The organism is Streptomyces sp. NBC_01006 (assembly GCF_045162725.1).
Classification (GTDB): Bacteria; Actinomycetota; Actinomycetes; order Streptomycetales; family Streptomycetaceae; genus Streptomyces.
In genome coordinates, this window is the sequence record NZ_CP108700.1 from 6,863,585 (window position 1) to 6,881,729 (window position 18,145).

The window sequence follows — 18,145 nt, forward strand, 5'->3', positions numbered from 1 at the left end:
GGCCGCGTCGGCGGGCATGGCGACCGGTCTCCTCGTCACCGGTCTGCTCGTGGCGCCCGCTCAGGCGCGCTCCCGCACCGATACCAGTACCGGCCCCGAAGCGCCGATCGGCACGGCCGCCCGGACGGTGGGTGACGCCCGCTTCGAACCGGGCCCCTGCCCGAAGACGCCGGAACCGATCGAGGCGCTCGAAGGGGCCCGCTGCGGAACGCTCACGGTGCCCGAGAACCGTGCCGAGCCCGGCGGCCGGACGATCAGACTCGGTGTCGCGATCGTGCCCGCCGCCACCGACAAGCCGAAGCCCGACCCCATCGTGTGGCTCGCGGGCGGACCCGGCGACGACGCCGTGGGCGAGGCGAAGATGGCGATCGACGGCGGCCTCAACCGCGACCGTGACGTGATCTTCATGTCCCAGCGCGGTACCTACTCGGCCGACCCGACGGCCCTCTGCCCCAACATCGACGAGTTCAACGCACGCGCCGTCGGACTCGTCTACGACGCTCCGTCCACCGAACGCCTGCACGTCGAGGCCACGAAGGCCTGCCGTGACCAACTGGCGGCCCGCGGGATCGACCTCGGCGCCTACAACGACACCGAGAGCGCCGCCGACTACGAGGACCTGCGCGCCGCACTGGGCATCAAGCAGTGGAACCTGTACGGGATCTCCTACGGCACCCACCTCGCGCTGGTCTACATGCGCCTGCACCCGAAGGGGCTGCGCTCGGTGGGCATCGACGGCATCCTGCCGCCCTCCAGGGCCGGCTCGGCGGCGACCTGGAGCAGCGCCAGGCAGGGATTCGACGGCCTGTTCAAGGCCTGCGCGGAGCAGCCGGCGTGCAACAAGCGCTATCCGAACCTGTCGGCCACCTTCGACCGGCTCGTCCGCCAACTCGAAGCCAAGCCGGTCACCACCACCGTCACGCTCCCCGGCAGCGACAAGCCGGTGAAGGTCGTACTGGACGGCGGAGCCTTGGTGAACTGGATGACCTCCGCCACCCACGTCGCGCCCCAGGTGCCCCGCGCCCTCGACGAACTGGCGCACGGCAAGCCGCAGCGGATCGCCCAGCAGTGGGCGGGCGGCAAGCTCAGCCCCCAGGCCGTCGGAAGGGTCGCGCACGGGCTCGTCTACGGCGTCTTCTGCAGCGAGTGGACACCGTACGAGAGCCAGGCCGAAGCGCTCAAGGGCGGGCAGGACGCCTTCCCGACCTTCCCCCGCTCGGTACAGGCCCAGGCTCCGCAGCTGACCTTCCTCCGTCCGGACTGCGCCGTCTGGAACGTCTCCGCGGCCCCGCCCTCCATCCGGGACGCCACGCGCGGCGACATCCCGACCCTCGCCCTGTCGGGCGGCTTCGACTCCCAGACCGGGGCGGACAACGGGCCGTACGTCGCCCGTACGCTGGGCAAGGCCAAGGTCGTCACGGTCCCGTACGAGCCGCACGTGGTCTTCGCCACCTCGAAGTGCGCCCAGGAGATCGCCGTCTCGTTCTTCGACGATCCGGCCGCGCCGAAGACCGCATGCCTGAGCAGCCTCAAGCCCCCGCAGTTCGAGATCGGGCCCTGACCGCGGCGAAACCGGCACGGGCGGCTGACCGGGGGCCCACTGGGCCGGGGCGGCGCGGGGAGCGATGATGCGGGGGACTGCCGCGCCGCACCCCGGAGGTCCCATGAACCAGCCGACGCCGATACGCCCCGCCGGGCTCCCCGCCGAGTTCCCCGGCGGGAGGGCCCTCTTCCGGCTCGATCCCGCCGTCTCCCACCTGAACCACGGGTCGTTCGGCGCCGTGCCGGTCCCCGTACAGGAGGCCCAGGCCGCCTTGCGCGAGGAGGCGCACGCCGATCCCGACGCCTTCTTCATCGACGCCCCCGACCGGATCGCCGGAGCGCGGGCCCGTGTCGCCCGGCACCTCGGCGCCGACCCCGACGGCATCGCCTTCATCGCCAACGCCACCGAGGGCGCCAACCTCGCGCTCGACGCCGTCCCCTTCGCCGACGGCGACGAGATCCTGGTCACCGACCACGGATACGGCACCGTCGTCGCGGCCGCCGCCCGCCGCGCCCCGATCACCACCGTCGCCCTGGATCCGTACCTGCCCGACGAGGACGCCGTACGCGAGACCGTGCTGGCCGGGCTGACGCCCCGTACCAGGGTGGTGGTGCTCGACCACATCAGCTCGCCCACGGCCCGGCTCATCGCCTCGCCCCGGCTGCTCGCCGACCTCGCCGCCCGCGGGATCACCACCCTCGTGGACGGGGCGCACGCCCCGGGCATGGTCGCGGACCCGCTCGTCGGGGGCGCCGACTTCTGGTTCGGCAACCTGCACAAATGGGGGTACGCCCCCTCCGGCAGCGCCGTCCTCGCCGTCGCCCCCGTCCACCGCGGCCGGGTCCGGGCGCTGGTCCCCTCCTGGGAGGACGCGCACGGGTTCCCCCGCTCCGTCGAGAACCGGGCCACCGCCGACTACACCGGCTGGCTCGCCGCCCCCGAGGGCCTGGACCTCCTCGACCGGCTCGACGCCGCGAAGGTACGGGCCCACAACGCCGCCCTCGTCGCCCACGGCGCGGCCCTGCTCGCCGAGATCCCCGGGCTCACCCCGCTCCCGTACACCGAGGGGCTGGCCATGCGCGCCCTGCGGCTGCCGGCCGGCACCGCCGAGACCCAGGAGGGTGCGCGGGCCCTGCGCGAGCGGATCGCGGCGGATCTGGGCATCCGGGTGCTGGTCTGGGCGTGGCCGGGCGGCGGCGGCATCCGCATCTGCGGGCAGGTCTACAACCGGCCCGAGGAGTACGAACGCCTCGCCGCCGGACTCCCGGCCCTGCTGGGCTGAGCGGGCTCGGGCCGTGTCTAGCCGCGCCGGAGCAGGTACGTGTCCATGATCCAGCCCTTGCGGGCGCGGGCCTCGGTCCGGAGCTCCTCGATCCGGCCGGCGACCTCCGCCAGCTTCCCCGAGACCAGGATCTCGTCCGGGGTGCCGACGTAGGCCCCCCAGTAGATGAAGAGGTCCTGGTCGAGGTGGGCCGTGAAGGCGTGCCGCGCGTCCAGCATCACCACCACGTCGTCCACGTCCTGCGGCCAGCCCTCGGCCAGCCGCCGCCCGGTGGTGATCTGGACCGGCCGGCCCACCCGGTTCAGGTTGGTCCGGTGCCGGGCCAGCAGCGCGGAGACGCTGCTGATGCCCGGCACGACCTCGTGCTCGAACGCCACCCGGCCCCGCTCCAGCACCTCGTCGAGGATGGCGAGGGTGGAGTCGTACAACGAGGGGTCGCCCCAGACCAGGAACGCGCCGGTCTCGCCGTCCGCCAGGTCCTCGGCGACGAACCGCTCGAAGATCTCGGCCCGCGCGCTGCGCCAGCCGTCCACGGTCGGGGCGTACTCGGCCGGGGTCCGGTCCCGGTCCGGGTCGCGGCCCTCCACCAGCCGGTGGCCGGGGCGGGCGTGCGCGTCGAGCATCGCGCGCCGCAGCCCGGTCAGATCCGCCTTCTCCTCCCCCTTCTCCAGGATGAGGAATGCGTCCGCCGCGCCGATCGCCTTGACCGCCTGGAGGGTCAGGTGGTCCGGGTCGCCCGCGCCTATGCCGATCACTGAGAACTTCTTCACGCCGCTATTCTGCCCGTCATGCGTGCCGCCCTGTTCGTCACCTGCGTCAACGACGCGCTGTACCCGCGGACCGGCATCGCCGTCGTGCGCCTGCTGGAGCGGCTCGGCGTCGGCGTGGACTTCCCGGCGGCCCAGAGCTGCTGCGGGCAGCCGCAGTACAACACCGGTTACCGGCGCGAGAGCGAACCGCTGCTGCGGCGCACCGCCGAGGCCTTCGCGGGACACCCGTACGTGGTCACCCCGTCGGGTTCCTGCGCGGCGATGGTCCGTACCCACTACCCGCGCATCGGCCGGCAGGCGCAGCAGGAGGGGCGGGGCTCCGAGCTCGCGGCGCTGGCCGAGGACCTCGTACCGCGCGTCCTTGAGCTGACCGAGTTCCTGGTGGACGTCCTGGGGGTGACCGACGTGGGCGCGTACTTCCCGCACACCGTCACCTACCACCCCTCGTGCCACGGCCTGCGGGGGCTCGGTCTGGGGGACCGCCCGCGGCGGCTGCTCGCCGCCGTGAAGGGGCTGGACCTGGTCGAGCTGCCCGGAGCCGAGGAGTGCTGCGGCTTCGGCGGCACCTTCGCCGTGAAGAACCCGGACGTGTCGGCGGCCATGGGCACCGACAAGATCGGCAACGCGGTCGGGACGGGCGCGGACGTGCTCTGCGGGGCCGACAACTCCTGCCTGGCCCACCTCGACGGGATCCTGCGCCGCCGGGGAGACGCGATGCGGGCCCTGCACCTCGCCGAGATCCTGGCCTCGACGGAGGAGGAACCGCTGCGATGACGGGCACGTTCATGGGGATGCCGGCCTTCCCGGACGCGGCGCGCGAGGCCGTCGCAGACCCGGTGCTGCGCGCCAACCTGCGCCGCGCCACCCACACGATCCGCGACAAACGGGCCCGGGCCGTCGCCGAGCTGGCCGACTGGGACCGGCTGCGCGCGGCGGGCAAGGCCGTCAAGGACCACACCCTGCGCCACCTCGACCGCTACCTGCTCCAGCTGGAGGAGTCGGTGACGGCGGCGGGCGGCACCGTCCACTGGGCCGTCGACGCGGACGAGGCCAACCGGATCGTCACCGGGCTGGTGCTGGCCACCGGCGAGCGGGAAGTGGTCAAGGTCAAGTCCATGGCCACCCAGGAGATCGGCCTCAACGAGGCCCTCGAAGCCGCCGGGATCGCCGCGTACGAGACGGACCTGGCCGAGCTCATCGTCCAGCTCGGCCACGACCGGCCCTCCCACATCCTGGTCCCGGCCATCCACCGCAACCGGGCCGAGATCCGGGACGTCTTCGCGGCGGAGATGGGCCACTGGGGCCGCCCCGCCCCCGACGGGCTCGGCGACGACCCGCGCGAGCTCGCCGAGGCCGCCCGCCTCCACCTGCGCGAGAAGTTCCTGCGCGCCAAGGTCGGGGTCTCCGGAGCCAACTTCATGGTCGCCGAGACGGGCACGATGGTCGTCTTCGAGTCCGAGGGCAACGGCCGCATGTGCCTGACGCTGCCCGAAACCCTGATCTCGGTGGTGGGCATCGAGAAGGTGGTCCCCACCTTCCGGGACCTGGAGATCTTCCTCCAGACGCTGCCGCGCTCCTCCACGGCCGAGCGGATGAACCCGTACACGACGATGTGGACCGGGCTGGGCCCATCGAAAGGGGCGGCCGGCGACGGCCCCTCCGCCTTCCACCTCGTCCTGCTCGACAACGGCCGCACCGACACCCTCGCCGACCCGGTCGGCCGCCAGGCCCTGCGCTGCATCCGCTGCTCCGCCTGCCTCAACGTCTGCCCGGTCTACGAACGCGCCGGCGGCCACGCGTACGGCTCCGTCTACCCCGGTCCGATCGGCGCCATCCTCAGCCCCCAACTACGGGGCACCGGCAGTGAGATCGACGCCTCGCTGCCGTACGCCTCCACCCTGTGCGGGGCCTGCTACGAGGTCTGCCCGGTCGCCATCGACATCCCGGAGGTCCTGGTCCACCTGCGCGAGAGGGTGGCCCAGGGCGGCCCGGTGACCCGCGAGGGCATCCGCGTACGGATCCTGCCGGCCCGGGGGCACGCGGCCGAGCGGGCCGCGATGCGGGCCGCCCGGCTGCTCCTGGACCGCCCGGGCGCGCTGCGCGCGGGGGAGCGGCTGCTGGCCCGGGCCCGGCGGCTGCGGCCGCGCCGGCTGCCGGGGCCCGGGCGGGCGTGGACGGACAGCCGGGAGCTGCCGGAGCTCCCGGCGGAGCCGTTCCGGGACTGGTGGGCGCGGGAGCGGGGAGCAGGGGGAGGGACGGCATGAGCAGCAGGGACCGCATCCTGGGCCGGATCCGCCGCGCGACGGCGGACGGCGCCTCCGACCCGGCCGTCCCCCGGGACTACCTCCGGGTCCACGGCGCCCGTACCCCGGCCGCGACGGCCGACCTCCTCGCCGCGAACCTCGCGGAGTACCGCGCGAAGGTGCACCGCACGGACGGCGCCGGGATCGCCCCGCTCCTCGCACGGCTGCTGGCCGAGCGCGGCGCCCGGACGGTCCTCGTCCCGCCCGGCCTGCCTCCGTACTGGCTGTCGGCGGCGCACCCGGTCCGCGTCCACCACGACCGCACGGAGTCCACCCCGTACGAACTGGACGCGGTGGACGGCGTGGTGACCGGCTGCGCCCTGGCGATCGCCGAGACCGGCACGATCGTCCTCGACGGCGGCTCCGGGCAGGGCCGGCGCCGCATCACCCTGATCCCGGACCACCACATCTGCGTGGTCCGGGTCCCGGACCAGGTGGTGGACTCGGTCCCGCAGGCCCTTCCCCGGCTGGACCCGACGCGGCCGCTGACCTGGATCTCCGGACCCTCCGCCACCAGCGACATCGAACTCGACCGGGTGGAGGGTGTGCACGGCCCGCGCACCCTGGAGGTGGTCCTGCTGACCGGACCAGCAGAATGAGTGCCATGCCCGCATACATCGCGCTCACCGTCATCGTCGTCCACGACTACGACGAGGCCATCGACTTCTACACCCGCGCCCTCGGCTTCAACCTCGTCGAGGACACCGCGCGCCCGGACGGCTCCCGCTGGGTCGTGGTCCGCCCGGATGGCGCAACCGAGGCGGCGCTGCTGCTGGCACGCGCCAAGGACGAGGCCCAGAGCTCCCGCGTCGGCGACCAGACGGGCGGCCGGGTCGGCTTCTTCCTCTACACCGACGACTTCGCCCGGGACCACACCCGGATGACGGCGGAGGGCGTCCGCTTCCTGGAGGAGCCGCGCCACGAGGCGTACGGCTCGGTGGCGGTCTTCGAGGACCTCTACGGCAACCGCTGGGACCTTCTGGAGCCCGCGTAGGCCCGGTCCGGTCCGGCCCGGCCCCGCTGCCTCAGGCGGGGCCGGGCCGGTCCGGCCGGAACGCGAGCCGCGGAGCCCGGGCCGCCGCGTCGACCGCCCGCCCCTCGTCCACCCGCAGGGCCAACTCCCGGGCCCAGCGGACCAGCCCGGGTACGTCGATCCCGTACGGACCCCCGCCCCGGGCGGAGGCCGTCTCCGGCCCGGCCAGGGCGAGTGCTTCGGCGCCCCGGCGCAGCAGGCGGGCCCCGCCGACGGCGTTCCCGCGCGCGGCGTGCGTGAGCCCGACCGCCAGCTGCGCGAGGGCCCGCCACAGCGGGGCCTCGGCCTCGGGCCCGGACTTCCACGCGTCCTCGAACACCTCGTGCGCATGGAACGGCATCCCGGCGTCCAGCAGCCGCTGCGCCTCGGCCACCGTCTCGGCGGGCGTCCGTACGACCCCCTCGGGCTGCCGCTCCACGCCTGGCTCCCCGTACGCCAGCGGCCGCCCCAGCCCGTCCCGCGGCCGCGCGCTGCGCGCCCGCCCCTCACCGTCCCGATCCCGTGCGTTCACCCCGCCATCCTCCCTGCCACCGGAAACCCGTGCATGCGCACCCCTCTACGTGGGGTAATGTTCTGCATGTGCCGCCGGGACGAGGGAAACCCCAGCTCAACGGCACAACGGGACGTGGCGCAGCTTGGTAGCGCACTTGACTGGGGGTCAAGGGGTCGCAGGTTCAAATCCTGTCGTCCCGACCATGCGATAAGCAGGTCGGAGGCCGTTCTCTCATTGATGAGAGGACGGCCTTTCGTGCGTCCGGAACCCGGTCCGGCCCGGGCGGTCGGCCGTCGGGTCGGCAGAATCGGCAGAAGCCGGGTTCGGCGAACGGATCGTCAGGATCTCCGTGTGTGCAGGGCATTGCGAACGTCGACGCGTCCCCCGGGGTGATCGTCCGGCTGGGCGCCCCGGTCTCCGCTGCTGCAGTGAGTGGCGGTTTCATCTCTCTGTGTGTTCACGCGGTGGTCGAGTGCGTCCCCCGTGCTCTGCTTGAGGCGCGCGGTCGGCGGCGCGGACCCTGAGGTCCCGGTCACCGAAAGGCGGGGGTCATGCCAGGTGGGTTCGGCGGCGCGTCCGCCGTGGGCCGGCGGCGTTTCCTGGTGATGTCGACGGCGGCCGTGGCGCTGCCCGTGCCGGTTTCCGCGTGTGCGTCCGGCGATGCCCAGGGACTGGCCCCGGCGGGCGCCGGGACGACGTCGACGGTCGGGCTGACCGTGAACGGGAAGCGGCGGTCCGCGGTGGTGGACAACAGGACGTCGCTCCTCGACCTGCTGCGGGAGCACCTGGGGCTGCCCGGCACGAAGAAGGGCTGCGACCAGGGGGCCTGCGGGGCGTGCACGGTCCTGGTGGACGATCGCCGGGTGAACTCCTGCCTCGCGTTCGCCGTCATGCACGACGGCGCGCGGGTCACCACGATCGAGGGACTCGCGCGCGGCGGCCGACTGCACCCCCTCCAGCAGGCGTTCATCGACCACGACGGGCTGCAGTGCGGGTACTGCACGCCGGGCCAGATCGTCTCGGGGGTGGCCTGCATCGAGGAAGGGCACACCCGCTCCCGGGAGGAGATCCGCGAGTGGATGAGCGGCAACCTCTGCCGCTGCGGCGCCTACACGAACATCGTCACGGCGATCGAGCAGACGGCGAAGGGTGCGTGAATCCGGCGTGTACCCCTTCGCCTTCAGCAAGCCGGCGACCGAGAGCGCCGCGCTGGCCGCCGGGGCCGAAGGCGGCCGCTACATCGCGGGCGGCACCACACTGGTCGACCTGATGCGCGAGACCGTCGAACGCCCGACCCGCGTGGTCGACATCAACGCTCTCCCGTACCGGGGCATCGCCGTGTCCTCCGAAGGCCTACGGGTGGGCGCCCTGGTCCGGATGGCTGAACTCGCCGCGCACCCGGGCGTACGGTCCCAGTACCCCTGTTGATCGGCATGGGCGTGGCCACCGCCTCGTATCACGACAACCGCCGCCAGGTCGGCTCGCGCGCCCGGGTCGACGCGGACGGGACGGCCACGGTGGCGACGGCGACCAGCGACATGGGACCGGGCACGACGACCTCCGTCATGCAGGTCGCCGCGGACGCGCTCGGCCTGCCCGCGCGGCAGGTCACCTTCCGGCTGGGGGACTCGGCGTACCCCCTCGCTCCGCCGCACGCCGGCGCCACCACCATGGCGAGCGTGGGGTCCGCGGCCCACACCTCGTGCACCGCCCTGCGGAACAAGTTCATCGGCATGGCAGTGGCCGACCCCGCCTCGCCCCTGTACCGGGCCGATCCCGCCGAGGTGGTGGTCCGTGACGGCCGGCTCGGCTCCGGGAAGAGCAGCGCCGCCGACAGCTATCGCGAGATCCTGCGCCGCGCCGGCCTGCCCGGCCTGGAGGCCACCGCCACCTGGGGGCCCGGCGACGCCGACGAGAGGATCTCCAGTTACGGCTACGGCGCCGTCTTCGCCGAGGTGTCGGTCGATCCGCTCCTCGGGCTCGTCCGGATCCGCCGGATGTTCGCGGCGTACGACGTGGGCCGCGTGATCAGCCCCGAACTGGCCCACAGCCAGGCCGTCGGAGGCATGGTGGGCGGGATCGGGATGGCCTTGCTGGAGGGCACGGTCACGGACCATCGTGACGGCCGGATCGTCAACGCGAGCCTGGCCGACTACCTGGTCCCGGTCAACGCCGACGTTCCCGAACTGGACGCCGCGTTCATCGACACCGAGGACCCCCTGGCGGATCCCATCGGGGTCAAGGGGGTGGGGGAGATCACCATCGTGGGAGTCCCGGCCGCCATCGGGAACGCGGTGTTCAACGCCTCCGGCAAACGGTTGACGGACCTGCCCATCAGGCTTGAGGCGCTGCTCTGAGCGGCCCCGGGCGCCCCCGGGGGACGAGGACGAGAGGCTACCGCAGGTAGCTCCGGCCATGAGCTCCGACCGGGGCGGGATCCGGCCGTTCTGTCGGCTCCGGCTCACGGAGGCGGGTGGGGTGCTGAGGCGGGTTCGGGCTGTGGTGGCGCGGGGCTCGGGGTGGGTGCGGCCGAAGTGATGCACCTGCGGGTTTCAGCCATATTTCGAAGCGTCAACCTCCCAGCTCCGTCCGGATCATGACCTGCTGTCAAGGGCCCTGCACATAGACGCTAAGATTCCGGGCCGTTGTCATATGATCATTCGCTTTCGATCGTTTGAGGGTTCTGATGGTTCGCGTGGGATCGTCGCCCGGAAGTCCAGGGCCCACCTCACCCGTCGTTTGGGCGCTGCCCGCCCTGCTGACCGCCGCCGTCGCGGCGTTCGCCGTGGTGCAGGTGTCCGCACCTGCCCGCACCCCCGTCGCCTGGGTGGGAGCCGTCGCCTTCGTGGCCGTCGCGCTCTCCTGCGGTGAGGCCGTCCGGCGCGGCAAGGCGGTCGCCTCGCTGCGGGCGACGGTCGCCGCGCAGGAGGCGGCCCTGCACCGGCAGCAGGCCGAGACCGTACGACTCGCGCAGGAGCTGCTGCCCGATGTCGTGGAACGGCTGCGCAAGGGCGAGTTCCCCGAGGAGGTGCTCGCCTCCCTGGAGGAGCTCGACACCCACGGGCCCGGCCTGACGCAGGAGTTCAGGGCGGCGCACCAGGCCGTGCTGCGCTCGGTGCTCGACGCCGTCGTCGCCGAGGAGGACCTGCGCGACTCCGCGCAGCGCGCCTTCGTCAACATCGCCCGCCGCGTTCAGGCCATCGTGCACCAACAGGCCCAGGAACTGCGGGAGATGGAGGACCGGCACGGCCGCAGCCCCAAGGTCTTCGGTGACCTGCTGCGGCTCGACCACGGCACGGCGCTCATCGGCCGCCTCGCCGACTCCATCGCCGTGCTCGGCGGGGCCCGGCCCGGCCGCCAGTGGAGCAAGGCCGTCCCGCTGTACAGCGTGCTGCGCGGCGCCATGTCGCGGATCATCGACTACCAGCGCGTGGAACTGCACTCCGTCTCGCAGGTCGCCGTCGTCGGCCCCGCCGTCGAACCGCTCATCCACGCGCTCGCCGAGCTGCTGGACAACGCGACCCGCTACTCCCCGCCGCAGACCAGGGTCCACCTGACCGCCGTCGACGTGAACTCGGGCATCGCCGTCGAGATCGAGGACGGCGGCGTGAGCATGAGCGAGGAGGCCCGCAAGCGGGCCGAGCGCATGCTCCGCCAGGCCCAGCAGGGCATCGACCTCACCGACCTCGGTGAGACCCCGCGCCTGGGCCTCGCCGTGGTCGGCCGGCTCGCGCAGGCGTACGACTTCCAGGTCTCGCTGCGCGCGTCGGCGTACGGCGGCGTACGCGCCGTACTGATCATCCCGCAGTCGCTCATCACCACGGCCGCCGCCGCGACCGGCGTCGCCCACGGCATCGGCACCGCCTCGGGCCCCCGTGCCGCCCTGCCGCCCGCCGCCGGCGCGACCAACGCCGGGCCCGGGACCACCGCCGCGTACGGGGCCCAGGACGTACGGCCGGAGCCGCCGCGCCCGGTCACCGGCCCCCGGACGCCGGCCGCACCCGACGAGGTACCCGCCGTGACCGAGCGGACCCCGGGCGGCCTGCCGCAGCGCCGCCGCAAGACCCGCGCCGTGGCACCCGAGGCGCCCGCGGCCGCGGGCGGCGCCGGCACGGGCACCGGAGACCGGATCGTGGCGGCGGCCGAGGCGGCCGCCGACCGTGCCGGGCACGGGTACGCGCAGGAGACCGACTACGCGTACGGATCCGGACGCGCGCCGGAGCCGCAGCCCGAGGTGCAGCCCGGGATGTGGCTGGCCGCCTTCCAGGGCGGCCTGTCGGGGGACAGCCAGACCGCCGCGACCCGGAGCGGCGCAGCAAGCCAGAACACGGATGCCTCGCCGGCCTCGGCGAGCAAGGGGGAACAGCCATGAGCCAGCAGCAGACCAATATGGACTGGATGCTCAAGGACCTGGCCGAGGGCGTCCCGCAGACCCGCCACGTCATCGTCCTGTCCGCGGACGGCCTGCGCATGGCGCAGTACGGGGCGGAGACCGACACCGCGGACCGGCTCGCCGCCGCCTGCGCCGGCCTGCAGAGCCTCGCCGGCGCCGTCGCCACCGAACTCCCGGGCAGCAGAGGGCGGATGAGGCTCGTCGTCATCGAGATGGACGGCGGCTTCTTCTACCTCATGGCGGCCGGGGCCGGCGCCTTCCTCGCGGTACTGGCCGACGAAGGCGTCGACGCCGGTCTGATGGGCCAGCGGATGCGCGACCTCGTCGCCCGGATCGGAGAACACCTGAGCAGCCCGCCGCGCCGCGACGGGCAGCCGGCGTGAGCAACCCGGGCGGGGACTGGGAGGACGGCACTCCCGAGCGGCTGTACGTGATCACCGGCGGCCGGAGCGGCGATTTAGACCCAGGCCACCTCGACCTCGTCACGCTGATCATCGCCAAGTCGGGGCCCAGGCCCGGGATGCAGCCGGAGCACGCGGCGATCATGCGGCTGTGCCAGTCGCCGCTCTCGCTGGCCGAGATCTCCGCGTATCTCGGCCTGCCGGTGAGCGTGGTCACCGTACTCCTCGGTGACCTGCTCGCCGCCAACCTCGTGCTCTCCCGCCCACCCGTCGCCCCCGCCAAACTCCCGGACCTGGCACTGATTGAGGCAGTCATCGATGGACTTCGAAAGCTCTGACCGGGCCACCGTGCCCCGGCGCGAGGACGCGCTGCCGGCCACGGCCGCCGCCGCAGTCAAGGTGGTGATCGTCGGCGGCTTCGGGGTCGGCAAGACGACCCTGGTCGGCTCGGTCAGCGAGATCCGGCCGCTCACCACCGAGGAGACGATGACCCAGGCAGGGGTCGGCGTCGACGACACGGCGGGGGTGGAGCGCAAGACCTCCACCACCGTGGCCATGGACTTCGGCCGCATCAGCATCAACGAGGAGCTGGTGCTGTACCTGTTCGGCACCCCCGGCCAGGAGCGCTTCTGGTTCCTGTGGCGCGGCCTGTTCGAGGGCGCGCTCGGCGCGGTGGTCCTGGTCGACACCCGCAGGCTGGAGGTCAGCTTCGACGTGATCGGCCGGCTGGAGGAGCGCGGGGTGCCGTTCGTGGTCGCCGTCAACTCCTTCCCCGACGCGCCCGAGCACCCCCTGGAGGAGCTGCGCACCGCCCTCGACCTGCCCGCGTCGGTACCGCTCGTCTTCTGTGATGCCCGCCGGCGCGACTCCAGCCGCGACGTCCTGATGACGCTGATGCGCTACCTGCACTCCCTCGCCGCGACCCCGGAGGCATCGTGAGCACCACCCCCACCCACCAGCCGGGTCCGGCCGCCCCGCCCCCCGGCTGCCCCGCCCACCGGCTCTACGGCGCCGAGGCCGAGGCCGACCCCATGGGCCTGTACGAGAAGCTGCGCGCCGAGCACGGCGCGGTGGCCCCCGTACTCGTCCACGGCGACCTCCCGGCCTGGCTGGTACTGGGCCACCGGGAGAACCTGGACGTGGCGCGCACCCCGTCCCGGTTCACCCGTGACCCGCGCCACTGGCGGGACCAGCAGGAGGGCAACGTCCCCCTGGACCACCCGCTGACCCCGATGACCGCCTGGCAGCCCGTGTGCCACTTCGTCGACGGCGTCGAGCACGAGCGGCTGCGCGGGGCGATCACCGAGTCGCTGGAACGCTTCGACCGCCGCGGTGTGCGCCGGTACGTGAAGCGCTTCGCCGACCAGCTGATCGACGCCTTCGCCCAGTCCGGGAGGGCCGACCTGGTCGCGGACTTCGCCGAGCCGCTGCCGATGCTGGTGATGACCCAGCTCGTCGGAGCGCCGGAGTCCTACGGACCGCGCCTCGTCGAGGCCGCCCGCGACATGATCCGGGGCACCGAGACGGCCCTCGCCAGCAACGAGTACGTCGTGGTCACCCTGCGGGACCTGGTCGCGGCCAAACGGGAGCTGCCCGGCCGGGACTTCACCACCTGGCTGCTGGAGCACCACACCGCGCTCGGCGACGAGGAGATCGTGGAGCACCTGCGGCTGGTGCTGATCGCCGCGTTCGAGACGACCGCCAACCTGATCGCGAACACCGTGCGCATGGTCCTCACGGACCGACGCTTCCGCGCGAACCTCTCCGGCGGGCACATGACGCTGCCGGACGCGCTGGAGCAGGTCCTGTGGGACGAGCCCCCGCTCATGACGGTCCTCGGGCGCTGGGCCACCGGCGACACGGAGCTGGCCGGAACGCCGATCAAGGCCGGGGACATGCTGCTGCTCGGGCTGGGGGCCGCGAACCTCGACCCCGAGATCCGGCCCGACGCGACCCTGCCCGTCCACGGCAACCGCTCGCACCTGGCCTTCAGCAGCGGCCCGCACGAGTGCCCCGGAGCGGACATCGGCCGGGCCATCGCGGACACCGGCATCGACACCCTGCTGACCCGGCTGCCCGACCTGGAGCTGGCCGTCGCCGAGGACCAGCTCCAGTGGAACTCCTCGCTGATGTCCCGTCACCTGGTGGCCCTCCCCGTACGGTTCTCCCCGCGCGGCAGCACCGTCACCGGCTCCACGCCGGTGCCAGGCGCCGCCCGGTCGGCCGCACAGCCGCCCCGTACGGCCCCGCAAGCCGCCCCCGTCGCCGGGGAGCGGCCGGCGGGCCGGGGCTCCTGGTGGGCCCGCCTGCGCGGCCGCCGCTGACCGCGGCGAACTCGGCGGCGCCCGGCGGAGCCCGGCGCCGCCGCCCTCAGCGCGAGGAGTCGTCGAGCTGCTGCCACCACCAGGCGAGTGCCGGGATCGGCAGCGGCTCGATGCTCGGGTCGCTGGGGGCATCACTCCAGGTGATGTCGAACGAAGCCCCCTCGACGGGAAGCGCGTTGCGGTTGCGCGGACTGGCGTAGCGCAGCGCCCCGTTGTGGTACGCGGTGTCCCCCGAGACCCAGTGCTCCACCGAGACGAGGTGGCGCGCGAGCTGCTCGTCGGCGCCCCGCGCCAGCTGCTCGCGCAGCCGGCGGAACAGCGTCACCGACCGGTCCCGCAGCGCGTACACGGCGGGCAGCGCCTCGGCGGGCGTACAGCCGTGCTCCCGGGCCAGTACGTTGAGCAGATTCTGCTCCAGCGGCTCCTGGTGGTCGTCCTTGTTGTACGAGAACACGTCGTTGTCGCAGGCGACGATGAACCCGGCGGCGTCCGTCAGTGCCTGGACGGGCGCGGAGTACAGGACCTCGCCCGGTACGTGGATCCCGTTCGCCACATCGCACCAGGTGAGCAGGAACCGGGTCGCGCCGACCGAGATGCGGGTCGAAGCGAAGTCGTTGAGGCCGGGCATGATGCCCTGCTCCTCCGTCGCCGTCCGCGCGGCTGCGCCGAAGATCCAGTCCCGCAGGCCCTCGGTGAGGCGGTGGAGCTGCTCGGGGGTGAGCATCTCCCGGGTGCGCGCCACCAGGTCGTCCAGCGCGGCCGTGTACGGTCCGGGCGGCAGCAGGCCGGAGCCGGGCACCTCCAGGGTGCGGATCATCCGCGCTCCGTGGTCGGCGACGGCCGCCGTGCGCGCGGGTCCGGTGCCGGAGTCCTGCCAGTCGTCGGCGGCGAAGGCCCAGTAACACCACTGGGAGAAGAGCAGCATGGGCTCCACATCGCCGTAGGGGACGATCCGGCTGACCATGTCGGCGCTGCGCGTGGCCAGTCCCCAGGCGCGCTCGGTGGCGTCGGGGTAGAGGCCGAAGGAGTCGATCCAGGCGACGGACCGCTCTTCGAGCTCGGCCGCCTTGGGGTGGATCAGATCCCTCTCGAACGGCCAGTAGAAGGGCGGCAGCGGCCAGCCGATGCGGGAGGGGCGGGTGTTGTCGCCGTAGGCGGGGGGCATCGGTCAGCTGCCCCCGCCCAGACGGAACATCAGCAGCCGTGTCTCCAGGGCGTGGTCGCGCCAGATGCGGAACAGCTTCCCGTGCGTGATGGTGGACTCCTGGAGCCGTTCGCGCGACCAGGCGGACCGGGCGCCGGAGCTCTCGACGCAGTCCAGCTCGGCGGTGTTCCAGGCCATGGACTGCACCCAGAACTCGGCGACCCGGTCGGTGACGTCCTCGTCCTGCTCCAGCTCGAAGCCGGCCGCCTCGGCGGCGGTGAGGTACTCGGTGAGGGTGCCCAGGCGGGTCTTGTAGTAGCCGTCGATGAACTCGGTCCACTCGGGCCGGCAGATGAAGTGCTCCTGGATACCGAACCAGCCGCCCGGCTTCAGGGACTTGGCCACGACCTGGAAGAGCCGCTCGCGGTCCATGTAGCCGGAACTCTCGTTGGCGTAGGCGGCGTCGTACTTCCGGTCGGCCGTGAAGGCGTGCACGTCGGCCAGGAGGGGGGTGACGCGGTCGCCGACTCCGGCCTGACGGGCGAAGTCCTGGATCACGGGTATGTGATCGGCCGCGACGGTGAGCCCGGTGACCGTCGCACCGTGCTCCTGGGCCCAGTAGAGCGACCCGCCGCCGACACCGCAGCCGATGTCGAGGACGCTGCCGGGCGGGGTGGCGTACGCGCCCCAACTGCGGGCCGCGTGCTCGACGATGGCTTCCTGGGACTCCACGATGCGGCGCTTGAGCACGCGCTGGGAGACGGTGGTGTTCGGCGTCGCGCCCGGGCCGAAGAGGCCCATGTGGAAGTGGACCCTGGGTCCCGGTCCGTACTTGTGGAGGATGTCCGCGGTCTTGCGGCTGTAATAGAGCGGCACTTGGCTCTCGTCGAACTCCTGGCCACCAGCGGGGGTCTGGATGACAAGGTTCCTGTCCATCGATTCTCCGGTCCTGCGGTCGCGTGGGGGTGTTTTATCGGCCGCCCCACTCTGCCCGTAAGTGATCGATAAAAGTCATCAGTCACTCGGGTGATGAGCATAACCACAGCTGAAACGGCAACAATTCCGGCCATTTGATGTCACGTCAGGTGTCGGCCGCCCGGTTAAGCGGAATACATGCCGCAGCGTCAGGCGGAATGCGGGTCAGGCGGCGTCGAGGGCGGCGACGATCTCGGCGGTCGTGCTGACCCTGCCGATGCGCGGGAAGATCTTGCCGAACGAGTGGGCGTGGGACGCGGAGTCGGTGTCGGCGGTGGCGTCCTCGGCGAAGACCAGCGCGTAGCTGTGCTCCCAAGCCGTGCGGGCGGTGGACTCGACGCCGACGCTGGTGGAGATTCCGGCCAGGACGATCCGGTGGATGCCGCGGCGGCGCAGCTGGAGGTCGAGCTCGGTCCCGGTGAAGGCGCCCCAGTGGCGCTTGGTCACCACGACGTCGCCGAGGGCGGCGAGGGCGGCCGGGATCTGCGAGAACGCGGCGGGCGGGGCGGTGGCCGGGCCCGGGCGGTCCACGTCGGCGGTGGGCAGGTCGCCGCCGTCGGGCGACCAGGCGACCCTGACCAGCACCACGGGCAGCCTGTGGGCGCGGAACGCCTCGGCGAGCAGGATGCCGTTCGCGAGGACCTCGGCGGCGGGCCGGGTGGTCGGCAGGGCCAGGATGCCCTGCTGGAGGTCGATCAGGACCAGGGCGGTGCCCTCGTCGAGGGCCAGGGGCGAGTGGTCGGTGCGGTCGGCTGCGGCGGTCATCCGGGCTCCCTGCGGTCGTTGCGGGATTCACTCTCCCGCCCATGAAACCCGGACCGCGCGCCGTCGGTGTTCCGGTCCGCGCCGAACAGCGTGGCGGCCACGTGATGGACCGCCTCTTAGAATAGGAACATGAGTGCGAATATCGAGGAAACTCGGCCCGCCCCGACTCCGGCACTGACCGGGGCGGAATTGCTGCGCTGGTACTGGACACTGGCCGAACTGTCGCAACTCGCCCGGAAGATGGGCCTTCCTGCCAGTGGCGGCAAGGTGGCGCTCACGGCCCGGCTGGCCGCCGCACTCGACGGGATCCGGCCGCCGGAGCCGGTCCGCGCCCCGCGCCGGGGCGGGCGCCGGCTCGCGGCCCCCGTCGACGGCGACACCGTGATCCCGGAGGGCCAGCGGTGCAGTCAGGTCCTCAGGGCTTTCTTCGTCGGCGAGATCGGGCCGGGCTTCCACTTCGACGCCTTCATGCGGGAGTACGTGGCCGGGCGGGCGGGACACACCCTCGCCGAGGCCGTCGCCCACTGGCACGCCACCCGCGCCCGGGCGGCAGAACCCCAGGAGGTCGCCGCCCAGTTCGAGTTCAACCGGTTCCTGCGCGACTGGCACGAGCGTCACCCCGAGGGCACCCGGCAGCAGGCCCTGGCCGCCTGGCGGGCGCACAGGGCCCTCCCGAAGGACTGACCGCCGCCAGGCCGCCCGGACGCCCGGCCGCGTCG

The 18,145-nt window shown here is 73.0% G+C and carries 20 protein-coding genes and 1 tRNA gene; 16 read left to right on the top strand and 5 right to left on the bottom strand.

All coding sequences use genetic code 11. The features are described from left to right. Positions 1-16 precede the first annotated feature (16 nt). Both OG509_RS31135 and OG509_RS31140 read left to right on the top strand, forming a co-directional pair. Positions 17-1,561, top strand: coding sequence for an alpha/beta fold hydrolase (locus tag OG509_RS31135; RefSeq protein ID WP_406187730.1), 1,545 nt, complete (start codon positions 17-19; stop codon positions 1,559-1,561). A 103-nt stretch (positions 1,562-1,664) separates the two neighbouring features. Next, positions 1,665-2,825, top strand: a complete 1,161-nt coding sequence (locus tag OG509_RS31140; protein ID WP_406185935.1) for an aminotransferase class V-fold PLP-dependent enzyme — start codon at positions 1,665-1,667, stop codon at positions 2,823-2,825. Positions 2,826-2,842: 17 nt separating this feature from the next. On the opposite strand, the gene cobF is transcribed toward OG509_RS31140, so the two are convergent. Further along, complete coding sequence (cobF, locus tag OG509_RS31145) at positions 2,843-3,595, bottom strand: precorrin-6A synthase (deacetylating) (RefSeq protein ID WP_376014441.1); 753 nt, start codon at positions 3,593-3,595, stop codon at positions 2,843-2,845. A gap of 18 nt (positions 3,596-3,613) precedes the next feature. Between cobF and OG509_RS31150 the strand changes: the two genes are divergently transcribed. Genes OG509_RS31150 through OG509_RS31165 form a run of 4 tightly spaced genes read left to right on the top strand, consistent with a single transcriptional unit; the run spans position 3,614 to position 6,892 of the window. Further along, positions 3,614-4,369 (top strand): (Fe-S)-binding protein, encoded by a 756-nt coding sequence (locus OG509_RS31150; protein ID WP_406185936.1) that lies wholly within the window; start codon positions 3,614-3,616, stop codon positions 4,367-4,369. Then, complete coding sequence (locus OG509_RS31155) at positions 4,366-5,859, top strand: lactate utilization protein B (RefSeq protein ID WP_406185937.1); 1,494 nt, start codon at positions 4,366-4,368, stop codon at positions 5,857-5,859. The genes OG509_RS31150 and OG509_RS31155 overlap by 4 nt, the downstream gene beginning before the upstream one ends. Next, positions 5,856-6,497: a lactate utilization protein C gene (locus tag OG509_RS31160; RefSeq protein WP_406185938.1), complete on the top strand. Its 642-nt coding sequence runs from the start codon at positions 5,856-5,858 to the stop codon at positions 6,495-6,497. The genes OG509_RS31155 and OG509_RS31160 overlap by 4 nt, the downstream gene beginning before the upstream one ends. A gap of 5 nt (positions 6,498-6,502) precedes the next feature. Beyond that, the gene (locus tag OG509_RS31165) at positions 6,503-6,892 is read left to right on the top strand and encodes a VOC family protein (protein WP_387282342.1); all 390 of its coding nucleotides are present in this window, start codon (positions 6,503-6,505) and stop codon (positions 6,890-6,892) included. Between the two features lie 31 nt (positions 6,893-6,923). Here OG509_RS31165 and OG509_RS31170 read toward each other — a convergent pair whose 3' ends face one another. Further along, positions 6,924-7,442, bottom strand: coding sequence for a DUF309 domain-containing protein (locus OG509_RS31170; protein ID WP_406185939.1), 519 nt, complete (start codon positions 7,440-7,442; stop codon positions 6,924-6,926). Positions 7,443-7,550: 108 nt separating this feature from the next. Between OG509_RS31170 and OG509_RS31175 the strand changes: the two genes are divergently transcribed. From OG509_RS31175 to OG509_RS31215, 9 genes are all read left to right on the top strand, one after another. After that, positions 7,551-7,627, top strand: a tRNA-Pro gene (locus OG509_RS31175). 348 nt (positions 7,628-7,975) lie between these two features. Then, a complete protein-coding gene (locus OG509_RS31180) occupies positions 7,976-8,581 on the top strand; it encodes a (2Fe-2S)-binding protein (protein ID WP_406185940.1) in 606 nt (201 codons plus the stop codon). Continuing rightward, a complete protein-coding gene (locus OG509_RS31185) occupies positions 8,574-8,852 on the top strand; it encodes an FAD binding domain-containing protein (protein ID WP_406185941.1) in 279 nt (92 codons plus the stop codon). Before OG509_RS31180 ends, OG509_RS31185 begins: the two co-directional genes overlap by 8 nt. Before the next feature lie 5 nt (positions 8,853-8,857). Beyond that, complete coding sequence (locus tag OG509_RS31190) at positions 8,858-9,781, top strand: xanthine dehydrogenase family protein molybdopterin-binding subunit (protein ID WP_406185942.1); 924 nt, start codon at positions 8,858-8,860, stop codon at positions 9,779-9,781. A gap of 329 nt (positions 9,782-10,110) precedes the next feature. Continuing rightward, positions 10,111-11,796, top strand: a complete 1,686-nt coding sequence (locus OG509_RS31195; RefSeq protein ID WP_406185943.1) for a sensor histidine kinase — start codon at positions 10,111-10,113, stop codon at positions 11,794-11,796. Next, a complete protein-coding gene (locus OG509_RS31200; protein WP_366102036.1) occupies positions 11,793-12,200 on the top strand; it encodes a roadblock/LC7 domain-containing protein in 408 nt (135 codons plus the stop codon). The genes OG509_RS31195 and OG509_RS31200 overlap by 4 nt, the downstream gene beginning before the upstream one ends. Further along, positions 12,197-12,556: a DUF742 domain-containing protein gene (locus OG509_RS31205; RefSeq protein ID WP_387282336.1), complete on the top strand. Its 360-nt coding sequence runs from the start codon at positions 12,197-12,199 to the stop codon at positions 12,554-12,556. The genes OG509_RS31200 and OG509_RS31205 overlap by 4 nt, the downstream gene beginning before the upstream one ends. After that, positions 12,537-13,157 carry a GTP-binding protein gene (locus OG509_RS31210; RefSeq protein ID WP_406185944.1) on the top strand — a complete coding sequence of 207 codons (621 nt, stop codon included), beginning with the start codon at positions 12,537-12,539 and terminating at the stop codon, positions 13,155-13,157. The genes OG509_RS31205 and OG509_RS31210 overlap by 20 nt, the downstream gene beginning before the upstream one ends. Next, positions 13,154-14,542 carry a cytochrome P450 gene (locus OG509_RS31215; RefSeq protein ID WP_406185946.1) on the top strand — a complete coding sequence of 463 codons (1,389 nt, stop codon included), beginning with the start codon at positions 13,154-13,156 and terminating at the stop codon, positions 14,540-14,542. Before OG509_RS31210 ends, OG509_RS31215 begins: the two co-directional genes overlap by 4 nt. A gap of 46 nt (positions 14,543-14,588) precedes the next feature. On the opposite strand, the gene OG509_RS31220 is transcribed toward OG509_RS31215, so the two are convergent. The 3 genes from OG509_RS31220 to OG509_RS31230 all read right to left on the bottom strand — a co-directional run bounded on the left by OG509_RS31220 (position 14,589) and on the right by OG509_RS31230 (position 17,426). Next, positions 14,589-15,707: a hypothetical protein gene (locus OG509_RS31220; RefSeq protein ID WP_406185948.1), complete on the bottom strand. Its 1,119-nt coding sequence runs from the start codon at positions 15,705-15,707 to the stop codon at positions 14,589-14,591. 3 nt (positions 15,708-15,710) lie between these two features. Then, positions 15,711-16,622: an SAM-dependent methyltransferase gene (locus tag OG509_RS31225; protein WP_406185950.1), complete on the bottom strand. Its 912-nt coding sequence runs from the start codon at positions 16,620-16,622 to the stop codon at positions 15,711-15,713. Positions 16,623-16,826: 204 nt separating this feature from the next. Then, positions 16,827-17,426, bottom strand: a complete 600-nt coding sequence (locus tag OG509_RS31230; protein ID WP_406185951.1) for a hydrolase — start codon at positions 17,424-17,426, stop codon at positions 16,827-16,829. A gap of 129 nt (positions 17,427-17,555) precedes the next feature. On the opposite strand from OG509_RS31230, the gene OG509_RS31235 reads away from it, so the two are divergent. Next, positions 17,556-18,110 carry a DUF6434 domain-containing protein gene (locus tag OG509_RS31235; RefSeq protein WP_406185952.1) on the top strand — a complete coding sequence of 185 codons (555 nt, stop codon included), beginning with the start codon at positions 17,556-17,558 and terminating at the stop codon, positions 18,108-18,110. The last annotated feature ends 35 nt before the right edge of the window (positions 18,111-18,145 follow it).